18 protein-coding genes and 1 riboswitch are annotated in these 22,281 nt (G+C 71.7%); of the genes, 8 read left to right on the top strand and 10 right to left on the bottom strand.

Translation table 11 applies throughout. The features are described 5' to 3' along the window. Nucleotides 1-8: 8 nt before the first annotated feature. Nucleotides 9-893 carry a DUF4429 domain-containing protein gene (locus OG303_RS20735; RefSeq protein ID WP_405869969.1) on the bottom strand — a complete coding sequence of 295 codons (885 nt, stop codon included), beginning with the start codon at nucleotides 891-893 and terminating at the stop codon, nucleotides 9-11. Between the two features lie 186 nt (nucleotides 894-1,079). On the opposite strand from OG303_RS20735, the gene OG303_RS20730 reads away from it, so the two are divergent. Together OG303_RS20730 and OG303_RS20725 are read left to right on the top strand one after the other, a co-directional pair. Next, on the top strand, nucleotides 1,080-2,366 hold the full coding sequence (locus OG303_RS20730) for a hypothetical protein (RefSeq protein ID WP_405869968.1): 1,287 nt from the start codon (nucleotides 1,080-1,082) through the stop codon (nucleotides 2,364-2,366). Between the two features lie 166 nt (nucleotides 2,367-2,532). Further along, nucleotides 2,533-3,063, top strand: coding sequence for a DoxX family protein (locus tag OG303_RS20725; RefSeq protein WP_405869967.1), 531 nt, complete (start codon nucleotides 2,533-2,535; stop codon nucleotides 3,061-3,063). A gap of 103 nt (nucleotides 3,064-3,166) precedes the next feature. Here the strand turns inward: OG303_RS20725 and OG303_RS20720 are convergent, their stop codons facing one another. Both OG303_RS20720 and OG303_RS20715 read right to left on the bottom strand, forming a co-directional pair. Continuing rightward, nucleotides 3,167-3,421: a hypothetical protein gene (locus tag OG303_RS20720; protein WP_405869965.1), complete on the bottom strand. Its 255-nt coding sequence runs from the start codon at nucleotides 3,419-3,421 to the stop codon at nucleotides 3,167-3,169. Beyond that, a complete protein-coding gene (locus tag OG303_RS20715; RefSeq protein WP_405869963.1) occupies nucleotides 3,408-4,925 on the bottom strand; it encodes a PspC domain-containing protein in 1,518 nt (505 codons plus the stop codon). The genes OG303_RS20720 and OG303_RS20715 overlap by 14 nt, the downstream gene beginning before the upstream one ends. Before the next feature lie 179 nt (nucleotides 4,926-5,104). Here OG303_RS20715 and OG303_RS20710 point away from each other — a divergent pair, with 179 nt between their 5' ends. Together OG303_RS20710 and OG303_RS20705 are read left to right on the top strand one after the other, a co-directional pair. Continuing rightward, nucleotides 5,105-6,394 (top strand): PspC domain-containing protein, encoded by a 1,290-nt coding sequence (locus tag OG303_RS20710; protein WP_405869961.1) that lies wholly within the window; start codon nucleotides 5,105-5,107, stop codon nucleotides 6,392-6,394. Then, nucleotides 6,394-7,119 (top strand): LuxR C-terminal-related transcriptional regulator, encoded by a 726-nt coding sequence (locus OG303_RS20705; protein ID WP_405869959.1) that lies wholly within the window; start codon nucleotides 6,394-6,396, stop codon nucleotides 7,117-7,119. The genes OG303_RS20710 and OG303_RS20705 overlap by 1 nt, the downstream gene beginning before the upstream one ends. 15 nt (nucleotides 7,120-7,134) lie before the next feature. Here OG303_RS20705 and OG303_RS20700 read toward each other — a convergent pair whose 3' ends face one another. Beyond that, on the bottom strand, nucleotides 7,135-8,184 hold the full coding sequence (locus tag OG303_RS20700) for an NlpC/P60 family protein (RefSeq protein WP_405869957.1): 1,050 nt from the start codon (nucleotides 8,182-8,184) through the stop codon (nucleotides 7,135-7,137). A 416-nt stretch (nucleotides 8,185-8,600) separates the two neighbouring features. Between OG303_RS20700 and OG303_RS20695 the strand changes: the two genes are divergently transcribed. Further along, on the top strand, nucleotides 8,601-8,954 hold the full coding sequence (locus OG303_RS20695; protein ID WP_280878376.1) for a hypothetical protein: 354 nt from the start codon (nucleotides 8,601-8,603) through the stop codon (nucleotides 8,952-8,954). Here the strand turns inward: OG303_RS20695 and OG303_RS20690 are convergent. After that, nucleotides 8,932-9,906: a tellurite resistance/C4-dicarboxylate transporter family protein gene (locus OG303_RS20690; protein ID WP_405869955.1), complete on the bottom strand. Its 975-nt coding sequence runs from the start codon at nucleotides 9,904-9,906 to the stop codon at nucleotides 8,932-8,934. The two genes, OG303_RS20695 and OG303_RS20690, sit on opposite strands and share 23 nt — an antisense overlap. 290 nt (nucleotides 9,907-10,196) lie before the next feature. After that, nucleotides 10,197-11,351, bottom strand: coding sequence for an NlpC/P60 family protein (locus OG303_RS20685; protein ID WP_405869953.1), 1,155 nt, complete (start codon nucleotides 11,349-11,351; stop codon nucleotides 10,197-10,199). A gap of 7 nt (nucleotides 11,352-11,358) precedes the next feature. Continuing rightward, a riboswitch (cyclic di-AMP (ydaO/yuaA leader) is annotated at nucleotides 11,359-11,512 on the bottom strand. A gap of 278 nt (nucleotides 11,513-11,790) precedes the next feature. Here OG303_RS20685 and OG303_RS20680 point away from each other — a divergent pair. Next, complete coding sequence (locus OG303_RS20680; protein ID WP_405869951.1) at nucleotides 11,791-12,870, top strand: ScyD/ScyE family protein; 1,080 nt, start codon at nucleotides 11,791-11,793, stop codon at nucleotides 12,868-12,870. Nucleotides 12,871-13,009: 139 nt separating this feature from the next. Further along, nucleotides 13,010-15,502, top strand: a complete 2,493-nt coding sequence (gene pcrA, locus OG303_RS20675; RefSeq protein WP_405869949.1) for a DNA helicase PcrA — start codon at nucleotides 13,010-13,012, stop codon at nucleotides 15,500-15,502. A gap of 76 nt (nucleotides 15,503-15,578) precedes the next feature. Here the strand turns inward: pcrA and OG303_RS20670 are convergent, their stop codons facing one another. Both OG303_RS20670 and OG303_RS20665 read right to left on the bottom strand, forming a co-directional pair. Continuing rightward, nucleotides 15,579-17,039: a M23 family metallopeptidase gene (locus OG303_RS20670; protein WP_405869947.1), complete on the bottom strand. Its 1,461-nt coding sequence runs from the start codon at nucleotides 17,037-17,039 to the stop codon at nucleotides 15,579-15,581. Nucleotides 17,040-17,326: 287 nt separating this feature from the next. Continuing rightward, nucleotides 17,327-18,193, bottom strand: a complete 867-nt coding sequence (locus tag OG303_RS20665) for a lipase family alpha/beta hydrolase (RefSeq protein ID WP_405869945.1) — start codon at nucleotides 18,191-18,193, stop codon at nucleotides 17,327-17,329. Nucleotides 18,194-18,576: 383 nt separating this feature from the next. On the opposite strand from OG303_RS20665, the gene OG303_RS20660 reads away from it, so the two are divergent. Beyond that, on the top strand, nucleotides 18,577-18,993 hold the full coding sequence (locus OG303_RS20660) for a cobalamin B12-binding domain-containing protein (protein WP_405869943.1): 417 nt from the start codon (nucleotides 18,577-18,579) through the stop codon (nucleotides 18,991-18,993). On the opposite strand, the gene OG303_RS20655 is transcribed toward OG303_RS20660, so the two are convergent. Then, nucleotides 18,990-20,672 carry a DUF5691 domain-containing protein gene (locus OG303_RS20655; protein ID WP_405869941.1) on the bottom strand — a complete coding sequence of 561 codons (1,683 nt, stop codon included), beginning with the start codon at nucleotides 20,670-20,672 and terminating at the stop codon, nucleotides 18,990-18,992. The genes OG303_RS20660 and OG303_RS20655 overlap by 4 nt on opposite strands. Before the next feature lie 130 nt (nucleotides 20,673-20,802). After that, nucleotides 20,803-22,158, bottom strand: a complete 1,356-nt coding sequence (locus OG303_RS20650; RefSeq protein ID WP_405869940.1) for an SWIM zinc finger family protein — start codon at nucleotides 22,156-22,158, stop codon at nucleotides 20,803-20,805. Nucleotides 22,159-22,281: the final 123 nt, after the last annotated feature.

Here is a 22,281-nt window from a genome sequence, read left to right as displayed (position 1 = left end):
CGGTCCGGCTAGAAGCCTCGCAGCACGGCCGCCTTGGTCATCGCGAACTCCTCGTCCGTGAGCACCCCGTCCCGGTGCAGCTCGCCCAACTCCCGCAGGCGCCGCAGGAGTACGTCGTGGTGGTCGGCCGGCGGCGGCACGGCCGCCGCCAGCTGCCGCCGGTCGGCGAACTCGACGTCGCCCCGCGCGGACGGATGCGGCAGGCGCGCGGTGACCGCGGTGGCGACGAGCGCCGTGAGCAGGTCGCGACGGGCGCTGCCCCACAGGTCCAGGGCGTACGGGTCCTTCTCCGGCGGCAGTTTGGAGAACACCGTCTCGCGGGTCACGAAGCGCAGGAAGCCGTCCTCGTAACCGGAGTTGGGCAGCCACTCGACCTGCACGAGGTCGCCGAGGTTGATGATCCGCGGCCCGGTCGCCCGCTTGACCCGGTCGGAGGTGTCGGCCCAGTCCATGCGCACCTGGATGCCGTCGAAGGAGACGGTGCCGTCGGAGGAACGGACGGAGACCGGGACGGGCGGTCCGGGCAGCAGGTACGCCTTGGTCGGCTCCTTGGGGATCTGGTCCAGCATCAGGGCGCGGCGGATCTCCTCGGCGACGTACTCGGCCACCCCGGAACGGTCCACGTCCACCTGCAGCCGGTACGGGTCGGCCGGATCCGGCAGCCGTCCGCCGGTCGCCTGAAGGAGTGGGTCGGCCCCCTCGCGCAGCCGTATCCGCAGCCGTCCGCGCTTGCGTTCGGGTTCGAATACCACGCCCGCGATGGCTTCGAGGGGCACGGCGACCTCCCCGTACGTCTGCCGGAACAGGGGCACAGTGCGGTGGAGACCCGGCGTGATCCTGACCGTGGTGCCGTCGAAGGCCCAGGTCCCGTCCCGCTGGATGATCTCGGCCATAGGGAAATTCTCGCAGCCGGGTCAACACGGCGGCCCCCGCTTCCCCCGCGCTGACCACACCTGCCGGACGCGGGCGGGGTGGCGTAGGGCACAATTCGCTGTCATCACACGGGTATGGCAGGACGGCGGCCGACTGTTGGACAGGGCCGCCGGCCATAGGGGTTGCGGGGAAGGCGGGCGTCGGGCGTGGCGGTGCAGGAGGCGAGAGGGGGCGCGGACGCGGGCGCCCACGGAGGGCACGGCGGCGGCTGTACCTGCGGGAACTGTCCGCACGGGGCGCGCGAGGGACACCGGCGCGCGGTCGCCGAATTCCTGCTGATGCGGGACGAGTTCGCGGCCGGACAGGGGCTGCCCGCCGCGGTGGCCCACTCGGCCTCGGCGTCCCGTCAGTGGGTCTCGGAGGAGCTCACCCAGTCCGCGGAACTCGTCGCCGAACGCGGCCGCGCCGAGGGCGAGGCCTGGCTGTCCCGTCTGTGGCGGTGGACCGTGTGTGCGGTGTGGGCACCGGTCGTGGTGCTGCTGCTGGTGCAGTCGCTGACCGCGATCGGCGCGGGCTGGACGAGCGCGCGGACGGCGGGCCTGCTGGCGGCCTTGGTGCTGGGCGGTGCGCTGACCGCCGCGTCCTGGTTCCACCGGGCGCGGGGCGGCGTGCTGGCTCCCGCCATCGGCGAGGACAACCGGCTGTCCACGTCCCGCACGGTGGCGGCGGCCTGGGTGCTGTTCGTCGCCTACGCCGTGCTGGTCCTGGTCGGCCGGCTGGCCGCGGCCTCCGACCACGCGGAGCGCGACGCAGTGATCTCCGGCCTCGAACTCGCCCGCGGCGCCGGTGTGGTGACCGTCCTCGCCGTGGTGAGCGGCATCGCCGTGCTGGTGCGGCGCGTGGTCGGACTGCGGATCCTCGGCCAGCGGCTGCAGAAGGTACGGGCGGACCGGCCCAGGGCGGCCGACCTGCTGACCGACGACGCGGGACGCGGCATCTTCGCCGACATCCAGTACGTCGTGATCAGCACCGTCGCCGTCCTGTTCGCCGCGGTGCGGCTGGCCCGTCGCCCGGACCAGCTGCCGGACCTTCCGTGGGGTCTCGCGGTGGTGGTGCTGGTGTCGGCGGCGACCTACGTGGCCGGCAAGTACGCGGAGGGCGGCCGCCCGGTGATCCTCTCCGTGGTGCGCGCCCGGGAGGCAGGCGACCTCGACGCCCCCATCCGCACGGGCGACGACATCGAGATCCGCGGAGCGGGATTCGTTCCCGCGGGGGCGCAGGGCGCCGACCGACTGACGCGGATGGTGGTCCGCATCGGCGCGGTGAACGTCCATGTGCCCCTCGTCCCGGTAACCGGCGGTTTCAGCAACCCGACGGACGCGGTCCTGACCGTGCCGGTACCGGCCGATGTGGAACCGGGGAGAGTTGAGGTGCAAGTTGTGACGGCAGCGGGGGTAGAGACCAATAGGTACGCGATTGATGTGACGGACTGAATCGACGCGACGGGCTGATGGGACGTGCCGGACCGAGGGGTGGTGACACCCGCCGGGGGCACAGGGCACCGCCGCTGAAATCGGCACGAACAGATTGAGCGCACCCTCCCTTACGTACGTATCGTCTTGTGAGGGGTCCCGGCACTGCGGGCGAGAGGCGACAGCGATGACTCACGGCATGCGCACGGACACGTACCCCCCCTATCTCGACGGAGACCGGAACTGGCGCGACTCAGCCACCCGATATGCCCTCCTACCTCTTCGGATCTTCCTGGGCGTCACCTTCATCTACGCCGGCTTGGACAAACTCACCGACAGCGCGTTCCTCAAGGATTCCGGTTCCGGATCCGTCGGCGACATGATGCGCTCCGTCCGTGACTCCTCCGCCATTCCGGCGATGGTCGACATGGCCCTGAAGAACCCCGTGGGATTCGGTTACGCCATCGCCTTCGGTGAGTTGGCCGTCGGCATCGGCACCCTGATCGGCCTGCTGGCCCGACTGGCAGCGCTCGGCGGGGCGCTGATCTCCCTCAGCCTGTGGCTGACCGTGAGCTGGGCCTCCGACCCGTACTACTACGGCAACGACCTCGCCTACCTGATGGCCTGGCTCCCGCTCGTCCTCGCGGGCGCCTCCGTGTTCTCCCTCGACGCCGCAATCCGCGGGCGACGAAGGCAGGGGGCGGGAGGTTACCGGTAGCCCCGGTCGGCGGGGGCTACCGGTGGCGGGGCGCCCGGGCTCTGCCTGAGCCCCCGCCACGGCTCTGCCCGAGCCCCCGCGCCTGCGCTCGAGCAGGCCGCCCTCACAACGGTGTGTCCAGCGGTGCCTGACCCGCCTCACCCTCCGCCTTGCGAGCCACGGCCGCCCGTCGCCGTCGTATGCCCCGGGACAGCACTCCCACCGCACCGGCGAGGCAGAGCCCGCCCGTGACGACCGGGATTACCGCGAACCACGGCGTCTCCCAGAGGCCGCCCGCGTCACCGGCGTAGATGACGCCCGCGAGGGCGATGAAGAGGCCGGCGACCAGCTTCCCCGGCTGGAACTCATGACGCAGCACGGCTCACCTCCGCCTGTCCGAGGCCGACCTGGATGTCGAGGTCGAGCGTGCCGGTGTTCTTGCCGCCCGAGACCGGTGCCAGGGTGACCTCCTTGTGCTTGCCCGGCTGCACGTCCACGTCTCCCTGCTTGTCGCCCGGCAACTGGATGTCGCCCACCCCCACGTCGATGCTCAGCTTCACGGTCGCGTCCTTCGGCACGATCACCTCCAGCCGGCCCATGCCGACATCGGCCCTCGTGCTCACCGTCTGCCCCTTGGCCGGGTGCAGCCGGCTCAGGTCCAGGGTGCCGACGCCGCTGCCGACGGTGTAGTTCTCCTGTACGTCCGCCGCCGCGGCCGGCTGCCAGGTCGTACGTATCCAGTGCGTGCTGACGTCCTTCGGCAGGGCGACCGAGCCGGCGAGCAGGGCCGCCGTGACGATGGCGAGGAAGATCGACCCCGCTCCCGTGCGCCCCAGGAACGCGCTGACCGCGATGCCCACGCCGAGGACCACGAGCGCGCAGGACAGGCCGGTCTGCAGGCTGGTGCCGAGCGCGTGGTCGTCCCACGTCAGCCTGGTGCCGAGGCCGCCCGCGAGCAGGGCGAGCAGGAAGATCCAGCCACCGATCCAGCGGGGACCGCGCGGCTTCGGCACCGGGGTGCGCGGTGTCCGTACGTGCGCGCGGTCGGTCCAGGAGGAGCCGAGGCTGATGTTGACCGCCGCGGCGATGTCCCGGTCGCGGGAGTCCTGGGGGCCCCACAGATAACCGGTGCCCCCCACATGTGTGCCGTCCTTGACGATGGGGTCGCGCCACCAGGAGGAGTAGGCGGCGGGGACCGGTGGCGCCTTGGCCTCCGGCGGGGCGTCGGCGACGGCCTGGGCGGCCAGCGGGTCGGGGTCGGGGGCGCCGCGCTGCCGCGACCAGTACCCGGCGCCCGCGAGGAGCAGGGAGAGGACGACGGAGAACGCGAGCACCCCGCCGTTCTTCAGCATCGACAGGAACACGCCGCAGCCGACCAGCGCGAACAGCACCGCGGTCAGCGCCTGGCCGTCGACGCGGCCGGTCAGCAGCTTGCGGACCTCGTTCTCCTCCTCGTCCTCGTACGGGACGAGGAGCCAGGCGAAGCCGTAGAAGATCAGGCCGATGCCGCCCGTCGCGGAGAGCACGACGAGCGTGATGCGGAAGATCACCGGGTCCATGTCGCACTGCCGCCCGAGCCCGGCACACACCCCGGCGAGCGTTTTGTACCGCGGGTCACGACGGAACTTGCGGGGAGGCTCGGCCGCCTCCGCCTCCGGACTCCCCTCCGCCTGCGCGCCCGCCCGCCCGTGCGCGCGGGAGCCCGCCCCCCCGCCCGCGTCGGCCGGGGCGCCGGCGCCCGGGTCCGCTCCCGCGCCGGGTACCGGCCCGGCGGCGGATGCGGCATCCGCGGCGGGCGCGGCATCCTGCGGCCCGGCGCCCGGAGCGGGGCGCGGGCCGGAGCCGGGTCCCGGACCCGTCGCGGCGCGCTCGTGATCTGTCATGTGTCCATGGTGACGGGCGAGCCGCTCCGGCGGGAGTCGGTACGACCCTGGCCGGACCCTGATATCGCCCCTGAGCCGGCGCCGGGGAAGCGTTCGACGGGCCCGGCGCTCGAAGATCAGGGGTGTTTCCGGGGTCGACCCTGATGCTCCGGCCCTGTGGCCGTGTGACCATCGATGGCATGCCGGAAGCCGCAACAGCGCCACTCGTCGAACCGCGGCCGCCGCGCAAGCTCTACCGCAGCAGCGACGGACGTTGGCTCGGTGGCGTGGCGCGGGGGCTCGCCGGGCATCTCGGGCTGCCTGTCATCTGGGTGCGGCTCGTGTTCGTCGGCCTGTTCATGGCGGACGGCCTCGGCGCGCTGCTGTATGCCGCGTTCTGGTTCTTCGTGCCGCTCGGCGTCGGCGGTGTCGGCGGCCAGAAACCCCCGTCGCTGGTCGGCACCGAGACCTCGCCCGACGGCCGCCGCAGGCTCGTCGCCCGCAAGCCGGACAAGGGCCAGATCGTCGCCCTGCTCCTCATGGTCGTGGTGGCCATGGTCTTCGTGGGCAATGTGAACGTGAGCGGCGGCGCCAAGGCCTACCTCTGGCCCACCGTCCTCGTCGGCGCGGGCGTCGCCCTCGTCTGGCGCCAGGCGGACAACGCCCGCCGGTCCCGCTGGGTCGAGGTCGGCAGCCGCCGGCGCACACTGACCCTGCTGCGCGCGGCGGGCGGTGTCCTTCTCGTCACCGCGGGTGCCTCCGGCATCTTCGTGCTGCAGGGCTCCGCCGCCCATCTCGGTTCCGTCCTGCAGGCGGCCCTCGCGGTCCTGGTCGGGATAACGCTCCTCGCGGGGCCCTACCTCGTCCGTATGACGCAGGACCTCTCCGAGGAGCGCCTGATGCGCATCCGCGCGCAGGAGCGCGCCGAGGTCGCCGCCCATGTCCACGATTCCGTGCTGCACACCCTGACCCTGATCCAGCGCAACGCGGAGAACGCGAACGAGGTGCGCCGTCTCGCCCGCGCCCAGGAGCGCGACCTGCGCACCTGGCTCTACAAGCCCGAGGGCACCGGCAAGGACGAGGCCGACGAACCCACCACCCTCGCCGACGCGGTGCGGCGCAACGCCGCGGAGGTGGAGGACAAGCACGGCGTCCCCATAGAGGTCGTCATAGTCGGCGACTGCCCGCTCGACGAGGGAGTCGGCGCACAGATGCAGGCCGCGCGCGAGGCGATGGTGAACGCCGCCAAGTACGGTGGCGAGGGCGGCGCCGTACAGGTCTACGCCGAAGTCGAGGGAAAGACGGTCTTCGTGTCGGTCCGGGACCGCGGTCCCGGCTTCGACCCGGACTCGATACCCGCCGACCGCATGGGCGTCAGAGAATCGATCATCGGCCGCATGGAGCGCAACGGCGGCACGGCGCGGCTGCGCGCGGTGCCGGACGGCGGCACGGAGGTCGAGCTGGAGATGGAGAGGGCGGAGAAGACGTGATGAGCGACCCGACCGAGGCGAACACGGAGCCTACCGAGCCGGCCGCCGACGGCGGCGCGGGCGAGCGGCACGTGCGCGTGGTCCTCGTCGACGACCACCGCATGTTCCGTACCGGCGTACAGGCCGAGATCGGCCAGACCGCGCAGACCGGCGTGGAGGTCGTCGGCGAGGCAGCGGACGTCGACCAGGCGGTCACGGTCATCACCGCGACCCGCCCCGAGGTCGTCCTCCTCGACGTCCACCTCCCGGGCGGCGGCGGGGTCGAAGTCCTGCGCCGCTGCGCCCCGTTGATGGCCGACGCCGAGCAGCCCGTCCGCTTCCTCGCGCTGTCCGTGTCGGACGCGGCGGAGGACGTGATCGGCGTGATCCGGGGCGGTGCGCGCGGCTACGTCACCAAGACGATCACCGGCACGGACCTCGTCAACTCCATCTTCCGCGTCCAGGAGGGCGACGCCGTCTTCTCGCCGCGCCTGGCCGGTTTCGTCCTCGACGCCTTCGCCTCCACCGACGCTCCGCCGGTCGACGAGGACCTGGACCGCCTCACCCAGCGGGAGCGGGAGGTGCTGCGGCTCATCGCGCGCGGATACGCGTACAAGGAGATCGCCAAGCAGCTCTTCATCTCCGTGAAGACGGTCGAGTCCCATGTCTCGGCGGTCCTGCGGAAGTTGCAGTTGTCCAACCGGCACGAGCTGACTCGGTGGGCGACCGCTCGGCGGCTGGTCTGACAGCCTGTCCGACGCTCACCCCACCCGGGCGGCGCCGGCGAACGGCATCTCGTCGATCGGCGCCAGCCGCACCGGCGCCGACGGGTTCGGGGCGTGGATCATCTGCCCGTTGCCGACGTAGATGCCGACGTGGCTGATGCCGGAGTAGAAGAACACGAGGTCGCCCGGGGCCAGTTCGGAGCGCGAGACACGACGGCCCGCGTCGATCTGGGCGTAGGTCGTGCGGGGCAGCGAGATGCCGGCGGAGCGGTAGGCGGCCTGGACGAGGCCCGAGCAGTCGAAGGAGTCCGGTCCGGTCGCGCCCCACACATAGGGGCTGCCGAGCTTGGCGTACGCGTACGAGACGGCCGCCGCGGCACGGGAGTTGGATGCCTCGGCGGTGGCGGACCCGAGGTCGTCCCGGCCACCCGTGCCGGACCGTGAGGCGCGGCCCGAGTCCCCGAGCCCGGCGCGCTCCTCGGGCGACAGCGAGGACATCAGCTGCCGCGCAGCGTCCAGCTTCCCGGTGATCGCCTTCTTGTCCCGCTTCAGCTCCGCCTGCCGCGCCTTCAGTGAGGCCAGTTCGACGCGCGCGGCGCCGCGCAACTGCTCGATCTCCCGCAGTTGTTTGCGTACGCCCGTGACGGCCGCCGCCTGTCGGGTGCCCGCCCGGTCGACGAACTCGGCACCCTCGAGGTAGTGGTCGGGGTCGTCCGACAGCGCGAGTTGCAGCGCGGGGTCGAGACCGCCGTCGCGATACTGCGCCGCGGCCATCGAACCCAGCGCGTCCCGCGCCGAGTTGAGCTTGTCCGTCCTGCGCGCCGCCTCGTCCCGCAGGGTCGACAGCCGCCGCTCGGCCGCGTCCGCCTTCTCCTTCGCCCCGTTGTACTTCTCGGTGGCGACCTCCGCCTCCTGGTACAGCTTGTCCACCTTGGCCTTGACCTGCGCCGGAGTCAGCTCCGGTTCGGCGTGTCCGGTCCCGTCGAAGCCCGTCGCGGTCGCCGCGCCCGCCAAGGCGATCGTGAACGCGGTCCGGGCCGAACTGCCGTTGAGCGAGCGCCGGCTGGGCTTGCGGTGCGCTGCCACGTGGACTGCACGTCCTTTCGTACGACCGCCTCGTCGTGGGGGACGGCTTACGCGTCCGGCGGCGGCCCGCACAGGGGGAGCGGGCCGCCGCCGGACCTTCTCGGCGGTGGTGTCCGACTGCCGCCCCTGGCCCGGGCGGCGGTGGGGAGCCGGTCACCTGGTGGAGGACGCTAAACCTGACGGTGTCGGCTCGGTAACGCGTTGTGCGGAAGTGCCGCGAGCGGATCGCCGGGTGACCGTATACGACCGTGATCCGCGACTCGTGCCGACGACTTCGCGCAGTGCGCTGACCGATGTGACGGTTCCGGGACACGGGTGAGTGACGGAGTGCTATGGGCCGCATATATGCAAGATCAGCCCATGAAGGGTGGCCCGGTGTCGGACGCCCCGTGCGCCCCTGTTTAAGCTCCGGCCTCATGGACGTACTCATCCATCTCTTCGTCGGCCTGCACATCATCGGCATCGCCTCGCTGCTCGGCGGCTTCCTCACCCAGATGAAGGCGATGGGCCGCGGCGAGGCCCGCTTCGTCCCGGCGATGCTGCACGGCGCGTTGACGATGCTGGTCACCGGCGCGATCCTGGTCGGCCTCAACCAGGCCGACGACCAGCACGTCAACAACATCAAGATCGGCCTGAAGCTGGCCCTGCTGATCGTGATCCTCGGTCTGGTCTACGTGAAGCGGGACGACGAGAAGGTCGACAAGAGCCTGTTCGGGCTGGTGGGCCTGCTCACCACGGCCAACATCTTCATCGCGGTGCTGTGGACCTGATGCCGGCGCGGCCTGCCGCGACGGCCCCCGCGGCGACGGCCACCCACGCCGCCACCGCGATCCACAGCAGCACCTGCCCGGGTCCCTCGAGCGAGGGGACGTCGAGGGCGGCGGCGACGGACAGCGCGGCCGCCGCCGTCATCCCCAACGGGAACACGGTCGCCCAGCGGCGCGCGTCGTAGCCGAGCCGCGGCCGGACCGCCTCCGCGACGAGCAGTACGGCGTACCAGGCCAGGTCGAGCACGAGCAGGGCCACGGTGACGGCGCGCAGAACGTCGCGGTCGTCGTCGTTCCACAGATACAGGCGCGCACTGTCCGCGGCGACGAGCTTCGATCCGGCGAGCGCCGAGATGGCGAGCACGCCGCCCGCCACCCAGTGGTCCCCGTGCCCCTCCGTCACCTGGCGCAGGTCGAAGCGGGCCAGCGCGAAGCCGTAGAGAACGAGCCCGAGCCAGAACAGCACGAGCGCCGCGTGCGCGAGCCACGCCACCGCCTCGGCCCCGGCGAGCGTGGCGCCGAGCACGGCGAGCCCCTGGGTGGCCACGCAGCACAGGAACACCGAGCCGGGCATACGCCGGCGCCAGTGCCGTACGACCTCGACGAGCAGCCCCGGCCACAGCACGGCCGCCAGTGCGAGCAGGGCCTCGGCGAGGGTCTGCCGGCCGAGGGCGGAGAACCGGGTCCCGAGCACGGCGGTCGCCGCGACGGCGGTGAGCGCCCCCGGCGTCCCGGCCTCCGCCCGCCACCTCTCCCGCTCCCACACCAGACGCACGCCGAATTCCGCCGCCAGCGCCACCCACGCGACACAGGTCAGGACCAGGGCGACCTTCGACAGCACCTCGTACCCCGTCAGATGCAGCCCGACCGACACGATGCCGGTCGCCATCACGGCGGCTCCGGCCGCCGGCGAACGCTGCGCCCACCAGGCGCGGAGGGAGGTTGGGTCGGGCATGGGGCCGATGCTAAGGAGCGCGGTGCGTGTTGAGCGTGGGGCACGCGCGTGGGTGGGGCGAAATACGCGCGGGCGCGGGGCAAGGGGGAGGGCGTGAGGCAGGAGCCGCACACCTCACCCGGGTGCGAGGCGCCCCCTCGGCGTGCGGTCGTGGGCGTCAGCGAAAACGGCCCTTTTACGCGCGCGTGCGTCACGAACTGCCTTCACGCGCGCGTGCGTCACGAGGTGCCCGCACGCGCGCGTGCATCGGCCCTCCGACGCACGCGCGCGTGCATCGCTCCTCCGGCGTCTCAGGCCGGCCGCACCACGCTGTGGATGATCGACTCGCCGGCGTAGTAGACCGACTCCTCGCGGACGTACGCGCCAGGCTTCGGGGCGTGGATCATCATGCCGTTGCCGATGTAGATGCCGACGTGGCTGATGTCGTCGTAGAAGAAGATCAGGTCGCCGGGCTGCGCGTCGGCGAGGGAGACCGTGGTGCCGGCGTTCACCTGGTCGTAGGTGGTGCGCGGGAGGGTGACTCCCGCGGCCTTCCAGGCAGCCTGGGTGAGGCCGGAGCAGTCGTAGGAGCCGGGTCCTGTGGCGCCCCAGACGTACGGCTTGCCGATCTGCGCGCGGGCGAAGGCGAGCGCCTTGGCCGCCTTGGTGGCGTACGAGGAGTCGGTGGTGGAGGTGCTGCCCGAGTCCGACGAGGAGCCGCTCTCCTGGGCCGCGGCCTCCTCCTTGGCCTTCTGCTCGGCCGCCTGCTGCTCGGCCAGCTCCGCGGCCTTGCGCGCGGCCTCCTGCTCCTTCTTCTTCTCGATCGCCGCGAGCCGCGCCTTCTCCTCGGCGGTCAGCTTCGACAGCAGCTCGCGCGCGTCGGAGAGCTTCGTCTGCACCGTGGACTTGGCCGTCCGCAGGTCGCTCTGCGACTCGGTAAGCGTCTCGAGGCTCTTGGTGGCCTCCTGACGCTTCTTCATCGTCGCGGACTGCTCGGCGACGTAGTCGTCGACCGCGCCCTTCTGACGGGAGGTCAGCCGTCCCATCAGCTGCGTCTGGTCGAAGTAGTCCTGCGGGGAGTCGGCGAGCAGGAAGGTCGCCGTGTCGGGCTCGGAGGCACCGGTCCGGTACTGGGCGGCGGCGAAGGAACCGAGCTCGTCCCGCACCTCGTTGAGCTTCTGGGTGCGCTTGGCCACGTCGTCGAGGAGGGTGTCGACGCGCTTGCGCTGCTTGGTGGTCTTCTCTTTGGTCGCGTTGTACTTCTCGGTCGCCGACTCAGCCTGGCGGTAGAGGTCGTCGACCTTCTTCTCGACTTCCTCGAGACTCGGCTTGCCGTCGGTCGACGGGGCGGCGTTGGCCGTCTGGGACAGCAGGGCCACGGACGTGAGGGCGGCCGTGGCGAGGGCGGGGGTGCGTATGCCTGCTACGCGCGTACCAGCGGGACGCGACTTGCGGTGCGACGCCAAGGGAGGCGACTCCTTCCACGTTCCGCCTACCGAGTTAGCTGTCGGGTTCGGGCGGGTGGTTCGGAAGGGTTGCCCTACGGTCCTTGCCCCGAAAGGGAGCTGAACCGATTCACCCCGGGATCGGTGGGTCCCCGGCTCCGGATGCGCGGCGGCGACCCGGACTCGACGGAAGCCGCGCGGCCCGGCGACGTTCGCCGGTGGGGGTCGTGCGGCATGCCTGGAACGGTAGCCAACTCGTGTGGCCCCTGTGAAGGTTGATGTTCGATATGCCCGATACATTTTCGTGACCTCTGGTCAGAACGTCGCGCGACGTGGTCCTTCCGGAATGATCTGCGTAGATATGTGCGTATTTTGACCGGAGTGGCGACGTCCGCCCGCTTCCGGGCGCTAACTTCCAGCCAGCCGCGGTCAGGTGCTGCGGCGGGTGAGGGGGTACGGCATGAGAAAGCGCACGGCATTCGTCATCGGTACATCGGTCGCCCTGGCCGCCACCGCGGGCATCGCTCCCGCGAGCGCCACCGGCGGACACTCCGGCGGCAAGCCGGAGATCCGCGTGATAGCCAAGGGCCTCGACAATCCGCGCCAGCTCTCCTACGACCACGGTCGCCTGTACGTCGCCGAGGCCGGCCGCGGCGGCAAGAAGTGCCTGGGCCAGGGACCCGAGGGCCCGACCTGCATCGGCCTGTCGGCCGCGGTCAGCAAGGTCTACCGGGACGGGGGCGCCTGGAAGCGCCACCGCCTGGTCGACGGCCTGCCCTCCGCGGGCGCGCCCGACGGCGGCTTCGCGGTGGGCCTGAACGGCGTCTCGGCCCGCCATGGCCAGGTCTGGGGCGTGGAGACCTGGGCCCCGCCGGAGGCCGGCGTGCCCACCACCCCGCCCTGGAACAAACTCGGCAAGCTCCTGTCCATCGACCGGGGCAGGGCGAGGATCGCCGCCGACATCTCCGCCGTAGAACTCAAGTACAACCCGCACAAGACGGCCGTCGACTCCAACCCGTACGCCGTCCTCGCCCTCCCCGACGGCCGCAGGATCGTCGCGGACGCGGCCGGCAACGACCTCGTCGTGGTGTCCAGGAACGGCAGGGCCCGCCCGTTCACGGTCTTCAAGGACCACGACAAGCACGAGGCCGTCCCGACGTCCCTGGCCCTCGGCCCCGACGGCAAGCTCTACGTCGGCGAGCTGAACGGCGAGCCGTCGAAGCCCACCGCGCGCGTGTGGAGGGTCGACCCCGGGAGCGGCAAGATCCTCGGCTGGAAGTCCGGCTTCGGCGCGATCACGGGCATCGCCTTCAACGACGACGGAGACCTGTACGTCAGCCAGCTCTTCGCCGGCGTCGTGACCAAGGTCTCGGACGGCAGGCGTACGAACGTGAAGGTGCCGTTCCCGGCGGGCGTCGCCGTGGACCCGAGCAACGGCAAGGTCTATGTCTCGGCCTGGTCGATCGCGGACCGCGACGGCACGGTCCTGGAGGGCAAGAAGACGCCGGGCGGCCAGATCTGGCGGATCAGCGGCTTCTGAGGACCGTCGGGTCCGCCGGGCCGATCGGGTCCGTCAGGCCCGGGAGGCCGGCCCGGCAGGCTCGTCAGGCCTGAAGATTCCGGCGATGTTCTCAGGGCGGCGGCGGGCTGTCAGTGGGGCGCCCTAGACTCGGAAGGCGATGAGCAGCCTCTTTGACGACAGCTTCCTGGCGGACCTCCAGGCCCCGCGCGGCCATGCGGAGGAACCACCGCCTCCGCCCGAGGACGATCACGTACCGGAGCCGGTTCCGGACGATCTGTTCGGTGGGAAGTTCGACGCGCCACCGGACCGGGACGCCTACTACCGCGACGGCGCCCCACGCCCGGCGATCGACCCGGCCGCGCTCCTGGACGGGCTGAACGAGAACCAGCGCGCGGCCGTCGTCCACTCCGGCGCCCCGCTGCTCATCGTGGCGGGCGCCGGCTCCGGCAAGACCCGCGTCCTCACCCACCGCATCGCCCACCTGCTCGGCGCTCGGAACGTGCATCCGGGTCAGATCCTCGCGATCACCTTCACCAACAAGGCCGCGGGCGAGATGAAGGAGCGCGTCGAGCAGCTCGTCGGCCCGCGCGCGAACGCGATGTGGGTGATGACCTTCCACAGCGCGTGCGTGCGCATCCTGCGCCGGGAGAGCAAGAAGCTCGGCTTCACGTCGTCGTTCTCGATCTACGACGCCGCCGACAGCAAGCGCCTGATGGCCCTGGTCTGCCGCGACCTGGACCTCGACCCCAAGCGCTACCCGCCGAAGTCCTTCAGCGCCAAGATCTCGAACCTGAAGAACGAGCTGATCGACGAGGAGGACTTCGCCGCCCAGGCTACCGACGGCTTCGAGAAGACCCTCGCCCAGGCCTACGCCATGTACCAGTCGCGGCTGCGCGAGGCGAACGCCCTCGACTTCGACGACCTGATCATGACGACGGTCAACCTGCTGCGCGCCTTCCCGGACGTCGCCGAGCACTACCGCCGCCGCTTCCGGCACGTCCTGGTCGACGAGTACCAGGACACCAACCACGCCCAGTACGCGCTCGTACGGGAACTCGTGGGCACCGCGCAGCGCGCCGACGACGCTGACGTACCGCCCAACGAGTACGACCTCCCACCTGCCGAGCTGTGCGTCGTGGGCGACGCCGACCAGTCCATCTACGCCTTCCGCGGTGCGACGATCCGCAACATCCTCCAGTTCGAGGAGGACTACCCGGACGCGACGACGATCCTCCTGGAGCAGAACTACCGCTCCACGCAGACCATTCTGAGCGCGGCCAACGCGGTCATCGAGCGCAACGAGTCCCGCCGCCCCAAGAACCTGTGGACCAACGCGGGCGAGGGCGCGCGCATCACCGGCTATGTCGCCGACACCGAGCACGACGAGGCGCAGTTCGTCGCCGACGAGATAGACCGCCTCACGGACTCCGGCGAGGCGAAGGCCGGGGACGTCGCCGTCTTCTACCGGACGAATGCCCAGTCCCGTGTCTTCGAAGAGGTCTTCATCCGCGTCGGCCTGCCCTACAAGGTCGTCGGCGGTGTCCGCTTCTACGAGCGCAAGGAGGTCCGGGACGTCCTGGCCTACCTGCGGGTGCTGGCCAACCCCGAGGACTCGGTGCCGCTGCGCCGCATCCTCAACGTCCCCAAGCGCGGCATCGGCGACCGCGCGGAGGCGATGATCGACGCCCTCGCCCAGCGCGAGAAGATCAGCTTCCCGCAGGCGCTGCGCCGCGTCGACGAGGCGTACGGCATGGCCGCGCGCTCCACGAACGCCGTCAAGCGGTTCAACACGCTGATGGAGGACCTCCGCACGATCGTCGAGTCCGGCGCCGGCCCGGCGACGGTCCTGGAGGCGATCCTCGAACGCACCGGCTATCTCGCCGAGTTGCAGGCCTCCACCGACCCGCAGGACGAGACCCGCATCGAGAACCTCCAGGAACTCGCCGCCGTGGCCCTGGAGTTCGAGCAGGAGTCCGGTGAGGGCGAGGAGCCCGCCGGGCTCGCCGCCTTCCTGGAGCGGGTCGCGCTGGTCGCCGACTCCGACCAGATCCCGGACGAGGAGGAGGACGGCTCCGGCGTCATCACCCTGATGACCCTGCACACCGCCAAGGGCCTCGAGTTCCCGGTCGTGTTCGTCACCGGCATGGAGGACGGCGTCTTCCCGCACATGCGCGCCCTCGGCCAGGCCAAGGAGCTGGAGGAGGAGCGCCGCCTCGCCTACGTCGGCATCACGCGCGCGCGTGAACGGCTGTATCTGACGCGGTCGTCCCTGCGCAGCGCGTGGGGGCAGCCCTCGTACAACCCGCCCTCCCGCTTCCTGGAGGAGATCCCGGCGCAGCACGTCGACTGGAAGCGGACGGGCGCCACGGCACCGGTCTCCTCCGGCCCGGCGTCGGGCGTGGCGGCCTCCCTGTCGTCCTCCCGCTCCCGCTCGTCGGCATCGGGCGCGTCCGGCTTCGCCACGAGCCGGGCGTCCGACAAGCCGGTGGTCTCGCTGGCCGTCGGCGACCGGGTCAACCACGACCAGTTCGGACTCGGCACGGTCGTGGGCGTGAAGGGCACGGGCGGGAACGCGGAGGCGACGATCGACTTCGGCGACACCAATCCGAAGCGCCTGCTGCTGCGGTACGCGCCGGTGGAGAAGCTGTAGCTCTCATGCAGTGAGCCCCCGCCGACCAGCGGGGGCTCACCAGGAAGTCCGGGGGCTCACAGGGAAGTTGTGAGGTCTACGTCGGGTCGAGCCCGTGGCTGCGCAGCCACGGCAGCGGGTCGATCGCCGAACCGCCGGCCGGCCGGACCTCGAAGTGCAGGTGCGGGCCGGTCGAGTTGCCCGAGTTTCCGGAGTACGCGATCGGCTGGCCGGCCTTCACCGTCGTACCGGAGGCGACGCGGTAGCTGGAGAGGTGGCAGTACCACGTCTCCGTACCGTCCTTCGCGGTCACGATCATCATGTTGCCGTACGCGCTGTTCCACTGCGTGCGGGCGGTGCCGTCGGTCGCGGCCATCACCGTCGTGCCGTACGACACCGGGAAGTCGATGCCGGTGTGCACGGACATCCAGTTGATGCCGGCCTGGCCGAAGTAGGCGCTGAGCCCCTTCTGGGTGACCGGCAGGACGTACTTGGGACGCAGCCGTTCCTTGCGAGCCGCCTCGGCCGCCGCCTTCTTCTTCTCGGCCGCCTGCTGGGCCTTGAGGTCGATGCGCTCCTGCGTACGGCTGGCCCGGTCGGCGAAGTCGTCGGCGCCGGCGGAGAGGCTCTTGAGCTGGGCGTCCAGCTTGTTGTTGGCGGCGGACGGCTTCACCGCCTGCGCGTCCGACGCGGTCGTCGAGGTGTCCTTGTCGCCGGTGAAGGTGCCCACGGAGGCGGCGGCGATACCGGCCACGCCCATCACGCACGCCGAGGGCACGGCGATGGTCAGCAGCGCGGAGCGCTTGGCGGGCGCGCGGCGACGGGAACGGGACCCGCCGCGGGAGGCCGCGCGCGGCGCCGGAGCCGACGTGACCTCTTCCTGGTCGTCGAGGAGCGGGGCGACGGAGGGCAGCTCGCCGGTGGCGTCCAACCGGCCTTCGTCCGGGGCGGGTTCGTCGTACGAGCCCTGATCGGCGTGCAGTTCGTAATCGTCGGTGGTCGCGGTCGCGGCTGTGTCGCCGCCGTCCTGACCCTCGGAGTTCCACTGCGTGGCGTCGTACGCCCCGGTGTCGAAGGCCTGGGTGCCCCATTCCCACTGCTGGGTCTGGTCGGCGGGCGCGGCCGACTGATCGGGCTGGAGCCAGGCGTTCGCGTCCCACTGCCCGGATACGTCGGGCCCGGTGGCCTGCGGTGGGATGACGGAGAGCGGCTGGTAGCCGGCGGTCCAGGCGGTCGTGTCGTACGCGCCCGTGTCGTAGGCGGCGTGGTGCTGGGCCGCGTACGCGTCGTAGTTCAGGGTCTGCTGACTGCTCGTGGCCCACTGACCGGAGTCGTACGAACCGGTGCTCTCGCCCGGGAGGCTGCCGAACAGGGGGTCGGCGTCGAAGGTCGTGGTGGCGTGGCCGCCGGTCGCAAAACCATTGGCGTCGTAGCCGCCGTGCGTGGTGAAGTCGCCGTACTGGGCTTCCTGCGTGCCGTACGCGGCGTAGTGCGACGAGGCGGCGTCGGAAGCCGGAGCCGGGGTGGTCATGGTCCCCGACGGGTGACGGTCGTTCACCAACTTCTCTTTCGCCTCGACAACAGGGGCTGCCAGAGCAGTGCGGTGACTGTACCCGCCGGTATGCGGGCTCGACAATCTTCAACAGGTTTCGTGCGCGCAGGAAACGGTCATTCGGCCGTGTTTCGGGGGAGGGCGGGCGTGAGTTTGGCCCTGTGTTCGAAGAGCGTTCGAGGTCGATCGGCCGTCTGAAGGCCGTCCGGGTGTGGTCGGGGGGCGGCCGGAGGGTGGTCCGGGGACGGTCCGAGGGCTGTTGGTCGGGTGTACGTCGGCTGTGCGAGGTGCGATCAGGCCACTGTCAGGCCGCCGGCGTGAGTGGCGGCTTCGGCTCCTGTTCGCTCGGCGTCGAGGGCCTGGCGTATCCCGGTCGCGACGGCGGGGTGCACGGGCAGGGCCAGATGCCCGACCCCGCTCACCCGTACGTTCTGCGCCATCAGGTCGGGGTGGTCGATACAGGCGGTCTCCAGCGGGTCCATCAGGTGGTCGAGGTCGCTCCAGAAGCTGACGAAGTGCGTACGACAGCCCGGTGCGGGGCGGGTCAGCTCCTCGAGGAGCTCCGAGCCGGGGCGCATCTGGCGCACGATCGGGTGTGCGTTCGCCAGCGGAACCACCCGGGTGCCGGAGTGCGGGGTGCCGAGCGTGACCAGCGTGCGGACGCGGAGGTCACCGCCGAGCCGCTGCACGTAGTACCGCGCGATCAGCCCGCCGAGGCTGTGCCCCACGATGTCGACGTGCTTGCTGCCCGTGCGCTCGCAGATCTCCTCTATGTGCCGGCCGAGCAGCTCGGCCGCGGTGCGGATGTCGCAGGTCAGCGGCGAGTAGTTGAGCGACTCGACCTGCTGCCTGCCGTGCTGGGCGAGGCTGCGGCGCAGCAGCACGAAGACCGAGCGGTTGTCTATGAAGCCGTGCAGGAGGACGACCGGGGGCTTGGTCTCGGTCGGCAGCTGGGCGGCGCCGTCCGGCGAGGGGAGCGGGGCCGATGATCCCCGGCGCTCCTGCGTGATGCCGGAGGGATAGAGGAGAAGGTGGCCCGCGAGGATCGCGAGCTCCAGGGCGGTCGCCTTCAGCAGGGCCAGGGAGAGTCCTGCCAGTCTGCTCGGAAGCAGCCGCTGGCAGAGAGGAAGAAAGGGCAGCGCCGCCCTGGTGACCTTCATGGCCGACCTCCTGTCGGCACGCCGGAGGACGCCTCTGTCCCCCGTGTGCCCTCGTGAGAAGCCGCGAGGAAGGCGGTCGACGGCTCTTCATGCCGTCGTCGACGCACCACACCGCCACGGCGCGCGGTCTGCGGTGCCGTGATGCGGCGACCTCGTTGCGGCTCCTGTTGCGCCTGTTCCCGCCGGAACGGTGCGCGGTGAACGTGTCCCATCGTGTGATTTCCCCCTCGGTCCACACCGCGAAACTGCCGGTTGCGGGATGCTGGAGACAACGTTCGTTCACTTTCCCGGCGGGTTCGGGCACTGCGGTACTTGTCGGTAGGGACGGACTCGGTGGGGAAGGATGCGGTAGGGATGGACGCAGTCGCTTCATGGAGGCAGTGATGGGTGTGGCAGCCGGTCCGATCCGCGTAGTGGTGGCCAAGCCGGGGCTCGACGGCCATGATCGCGGGGCCAAGGTGATCGCGCGGGCGCTGCGCGACGCCGGTATGGAGGTCATCTACACCGGCCTCCACCAGACTCCCGAGCAGATCGTCGACACCGCGATTCAGGAGGACGCCGACGCGATCGGGCTGTCCATCCTCTCCGGCGCCCACAACACGCTGTTCGCCGCGGTGATCGAGCTGCTCAAGGAGCGGGACGCGGAGGACATCAAGGTCTTCGGCGGCGGGATCATCCCCGAGGCGGACATCGCTCCGCTGAAGGAGAAGGGCGTCGCGGAGATCTTCACGCCCGGGGCGACCACCCAGTCGATCGTGGACTGGGTACGGGCGAACGTACGCCAGCCCGCCGAGGCCTAGGTCGCGTCGACCTGGGCCGTCGCACGCTGCGGATGGGCCGGGGTGACCGGCCCCGAGGGCTCCGCCCCCAGCTCCTGCGCCATCGCCGCGCGCAACCGCAACGTCGTGACGAGGCGTTGGAACGCCTCCGCCCAATACCCGCCCGCTCCCGGCGAGGCGTCCTCCGATTCGTCCGGTATCGCCAGGAGGCCGTCGAGGCGGCTCGCCTCGGAGGGTTCGAGGCAGCGCTCGGCCAGGCCCATCACTCCGCTGAAGCTCCATGGATAACTTCCCGCGTCCCGCGCGATGTTGAGCGCATCGACCACTGCCCTGCCGAGCGGCGCAGCCCAGGGCACCGCGCACACCCCGAGCAGCTGAAACGCCTCGGACAGGCCGTGTGCCGCGATGAACCCGGCCACCCAGTCGGCCCGTTCGGCGGCGCCCAGGGTGCCGAGCAGCTTGGCGCGCTCGGCCAGCGACACCGCTCCCGGCCCGCCGGCCTCCGGGGCGGACGGGGCCCCGAGGAGCGCCCGGGCCCACTCGGAGTCCCGCTGCCGCACGGCGGCCCGGCACCACGCCGCGTGCAGTTCGCTCTGCCAGTCGTCCGTCACCGCAAGCGCCACGATCTGCCGGGGCGTACGACCGTCGAGCCGCGCCGGCCACGTCCCGAGCGGTGTCGCCTCCACCAACTGGCCGAACCACCACGACCGTTCACCTCGTCCAGCCGGAGCCTTGGGTACGACACCGTCGCGCTCCATGCTCGCGTCGCACTCGTGCGGGGCCTCGACGCTGATCGCAGGTGCGTCCCGCGTGTGGTCGACGGCCACGCACGCAGCGGCCCTGACCGCCATCCGCGCGGCGAGCGCCGAACCCGGCAGCGCGGAGAGCAACTCGGCGGCCGTCGCCCGTACGTTGCGACTGCGGTCGGCCAACGCCTGTTCCAGGAACGGCTCGTCCTGCGGGCCGAGTCCCGTGCGCAGCGAGTCGAGGAACATCAGGCGGTCCTCGGCCCGTTCGGTCGACCAGGTGGTCGTCAGCAGTTCACGCGCGGCGGCGGGCTCGCGGGCGCGTATGGCGGACAGGAGCGCGACCCGCTCGGCGAACAGGCCTTCCTCCCACAGGCGCCGGGTCTTCTCCGTGTCCTCGGGGTGCGGCAGGGTGGCGCCCCCGCCCGGTGTCGCGCGCAGGGCGAACCGCCAGTCCGGGTTCAGCCGGGCGAGCCACACGGCACGCGGCCCGGCGAACGCCAGCGCCGCCGGCCGTAGATCCGTACGCCCCCGGGCCGCGTCCAGCAGCGCGGGCAGCGTCTGAGGGGGTGCCGCGAAACCGCGGGCGTTCGCCGCCGCGAGCCACTGGGGCAGCAGTTCCATGAGGTCCGGTGCCGTGCCTCTGCGGCCGCCGCCGCCCGTGCCGGGGCGGTCGGCCAGGAGCAGCGCGAGCCTGCGTGCCGCCGCGGCGGGCAGCGTGGGCCGCGGGTCCTCGGACGCCGGCTCCGGCCGCCCGGCCGCCCGCGCGGGCCGCAGCCCGGCCCGCCGCCGTACGGTCTCCGCGGCCGCCGCGTCCAGCAGTGCCACCGGTGCTTCCCGCCCCGGCGCACCGCCCGGCGGGGTGCGCCGCTCCGTCCCGAGCAGCGCCGCCGTGACGAGCTCCTCCCAGGCGCCCGACGCGGGCGAAACCACAGGCGTGGACGTCCTGTTCATGCGGTTCCTTTCGTTGGGCTGAAGAGGAAGTTCGCTGGGCTGAAGAGGGAGAGGAAGAGGAATGGCAGAGGCGGGGGGATGAGGGTTGGAAGAGGTGCGGGAAGGGGGAGGGGAACGGCGCCGGGGCGGGTCAGCACAGCCGCACCGCCTCTCCTGCCTCCTCCGGCCACGCCGTCAGTGGGGTGAAGCCCCGGTGGCCGCACTCGCCGAAGACCTTGACGGGGGCGCCCCCGGAGAGGGCGGCCAGGCGCCAGAGGCCGGGGCGGGCGCGAGCGGCGGGAGTCAGTGGCAGCGCGGTGTCCTCGTCGGCGTCCGCCAGTTGCCAGGAGTCGCCGTCCGGGACGGGTACGACCCGGTCCAGCGTGACCGGGACGGAGTCCAGCCACGGGTCGGTCCGCAGCGCCTCGCCGTAGCGGGCGGCTGCCTGGGCCGTCGTCACTCCCGGCGGTCGTGTCGCCGCCGGTGCCGGTGGTGCGAACTGCTCGCCCAGGGCAGCCCGTAGCTGCCCCGCACCCGGATAGGCCGACACCTCGGCATCCAAGGCGAGCCCGACGGGCAGCGCGAGCTCCGGTGCGCGGCCCGCGGCGCCGTAGGAGAGGAGCAGCGCGGTGCGGTCCGAGTCGGTGCCGTGCAGCCAGATCCGGCGGGTCGTCAGACGCGCGTCCGCCGTGTCGTACTGGGCGAGGACCAGCCAGCGGTCCCGCAGCGGCGGGCCGTCCGCCGTGCCGGGCAGGCCGAGGCGGGAACGGACCGTCGCCGCCAGGCCGTCCGGCAGTCGGTCGCGGTGCAGCCAGCCCTGGTCGAGGAGGTGGAGCAACGCGCACTCCTCCAGCAGACGCACCGGCCAGCCGGGCCCGGACGACGGGATCGCCCCCAACTCCCGTACCCGCGCGGCCAGTCCGGGTGCCTGGGCGTCGACCATGCGGGCCGCAGTCTCCTCCCACAGTCCGTACCCCGCCTGCTCCGCGCTCGCGAGGCCGCCGCGCAGCAGGTCCGCCAGGCGCTGCTCCAGCTCGGTCGCACCCGCGGTGACCCGCTCGGCCCGGCGCTCCGCCCGCCGCCGCGCGGCCTCCGGATCACCGGACCCGGACGAAGAACCGGACGCCCCAGCCGCCCGCTTCTGCTCGCCGCGCCGCCTTCTCCCCTCCAACCACTGCTCCGCCCAGTCGGGCGCCTGCCCCGGCGGCACCGCGCCGTCCCCGCCCGCCCAGAGCAGCAGCAGCCCGAGAGCGTGCTTGCACGGGAACTTGCGGCTCGGGCAACTGCACTTGTACGCGGGGCCCGCGGCGTCCGCGATGTCGACGACCGTCTGATACGGCTTGCTGCCACTGCCCTTGCACAGTCCCCACGCCGTCCCCTCGTCCCCACTGCCCGCCTCGGACCACGGCCCGGCCGCACCGAGTTTGCTTCCCGCTTTGCGTGATGCGGCGTCAGGCGCCAGTGCCAGCACCTGATCCGCGCTCCAGCGCACCCCCTGCTGAGTCATGACATCGAAGGTAGATGCCGCCACTGACAATCGGCCCGGCGAGCGCGTTTGCGCAGGTCGGAACGCATTGTCAGTGGCGTGGTGCACGGTTGGTGTCAGATCCGAACCGGCCGAGCTGGAGGG

The sequence above is a fragment of the Streptomyces sp. NBC_00005 genome (genome assembly GCF_045160215.1).
GTDB lineage: Bacteria > Actinomycetota > Actinomycetes > Streptomycetales > Streptomycetaceae > Streptomyces.
This window is presented reverse-complemented; position numbering and strand designations above follow the sequence as displayed.

Excerpts from the sequence above, each read along its gene's own strand:
- OG303_RS20725 (WP_405869967.1), top strand. The coding sequence starts at position 2,533 with ATGACTCACGGCATGCGCACGGACACGTACCCCCCCTATCTCGACGGA.
- OG303_RS20695 (WP_280878376.1), top strand. The coding sequence starts at position 8,601 with ATGGACGTACTCATCCATCTCTTCGTCGGCCTGCACATCATCGGCATC.
- OG303_RS20705 (WP_405869959.1), top strand. The coding sequence starts at position 6,394 with ATGAGCGACCCGACCGAGGCGAACACGGAGCCTACCGAGCCGGCCGCC.
- OG303_RS20690 (WP_405869955.1), bottom strand. The coding sequence starts at position 9,906 with ATGCCCGACCCAACCTCCCTCCGCGCCTGGTGGGCGCAGCGTTCGCCG.
- OG303_RS20680 (WP_405869951.1), top strand. The coding sequence starts at position 11,791 with ATGAGAAAGCGCACGGCATTCGTCATCGGTACATCGGTCGCCCTGGCC.
- OG303_RS20715 (WP_405869963.1), bottom strand. The coding sequence starts at position 4,925 with ATGACAGATCACGAGCGCGCCGCGACGGGTCCGGGACCCGGCTCCGGC.
- pcrA (WP_405869949.1), top strand. The coding sequence starts at position 13,010 with ATGAGCAGCCTCTTTGACGACAGCTTCCTGGCGGACCTCCAGGCCCCG.
- OG303_RS20655 (WP_405869941.1), bottom strand. The coding sequence starts at position 20,672 with ATGAACAGGACGTCCACGCCTGTGGTTTCGCCCGCGTCGGGCGCCTGG.
- OG303_RS20660 (WP_405869943.1), top strand. The coding sequence starts at position 18,577 with ATGGGTGTGGCAGCCGGTCCGATCCGCGTAGTGGTGGCCAAGCCGGGG.
- OG303_RS20650 (WP_405869940.1), bottom strand. The coding sequence starts at position 22,158 with ATGACTCAGCAGGGGGTGCGCTGGAGCGCGGATCAGGTGCTGGCACTG.
- OG303_RS20735 (WP_405869969.1), bottom strand. The coding sequence starts at position 893 with ATGGCCGAGATCATCCAGCGGGACGGGACCTGGGCCTTCGACGGCACC.
- OG303_RS20665 (WP_405869945.1), bottom strand. The coding sequence starts at position 18,193 with ATGAAGGTCACCAGGGCGGCGCTGCCCTTTCTTCCTCTCTGCCAGCGG.
- OG303_RS20710 (WP_405869961.1), top strand. The coding sequence starts at position 5,105 with ATGCCGGAAGCCGCAACAGCGCCACTCGTCGAACCGCGGCCGCCGCGC.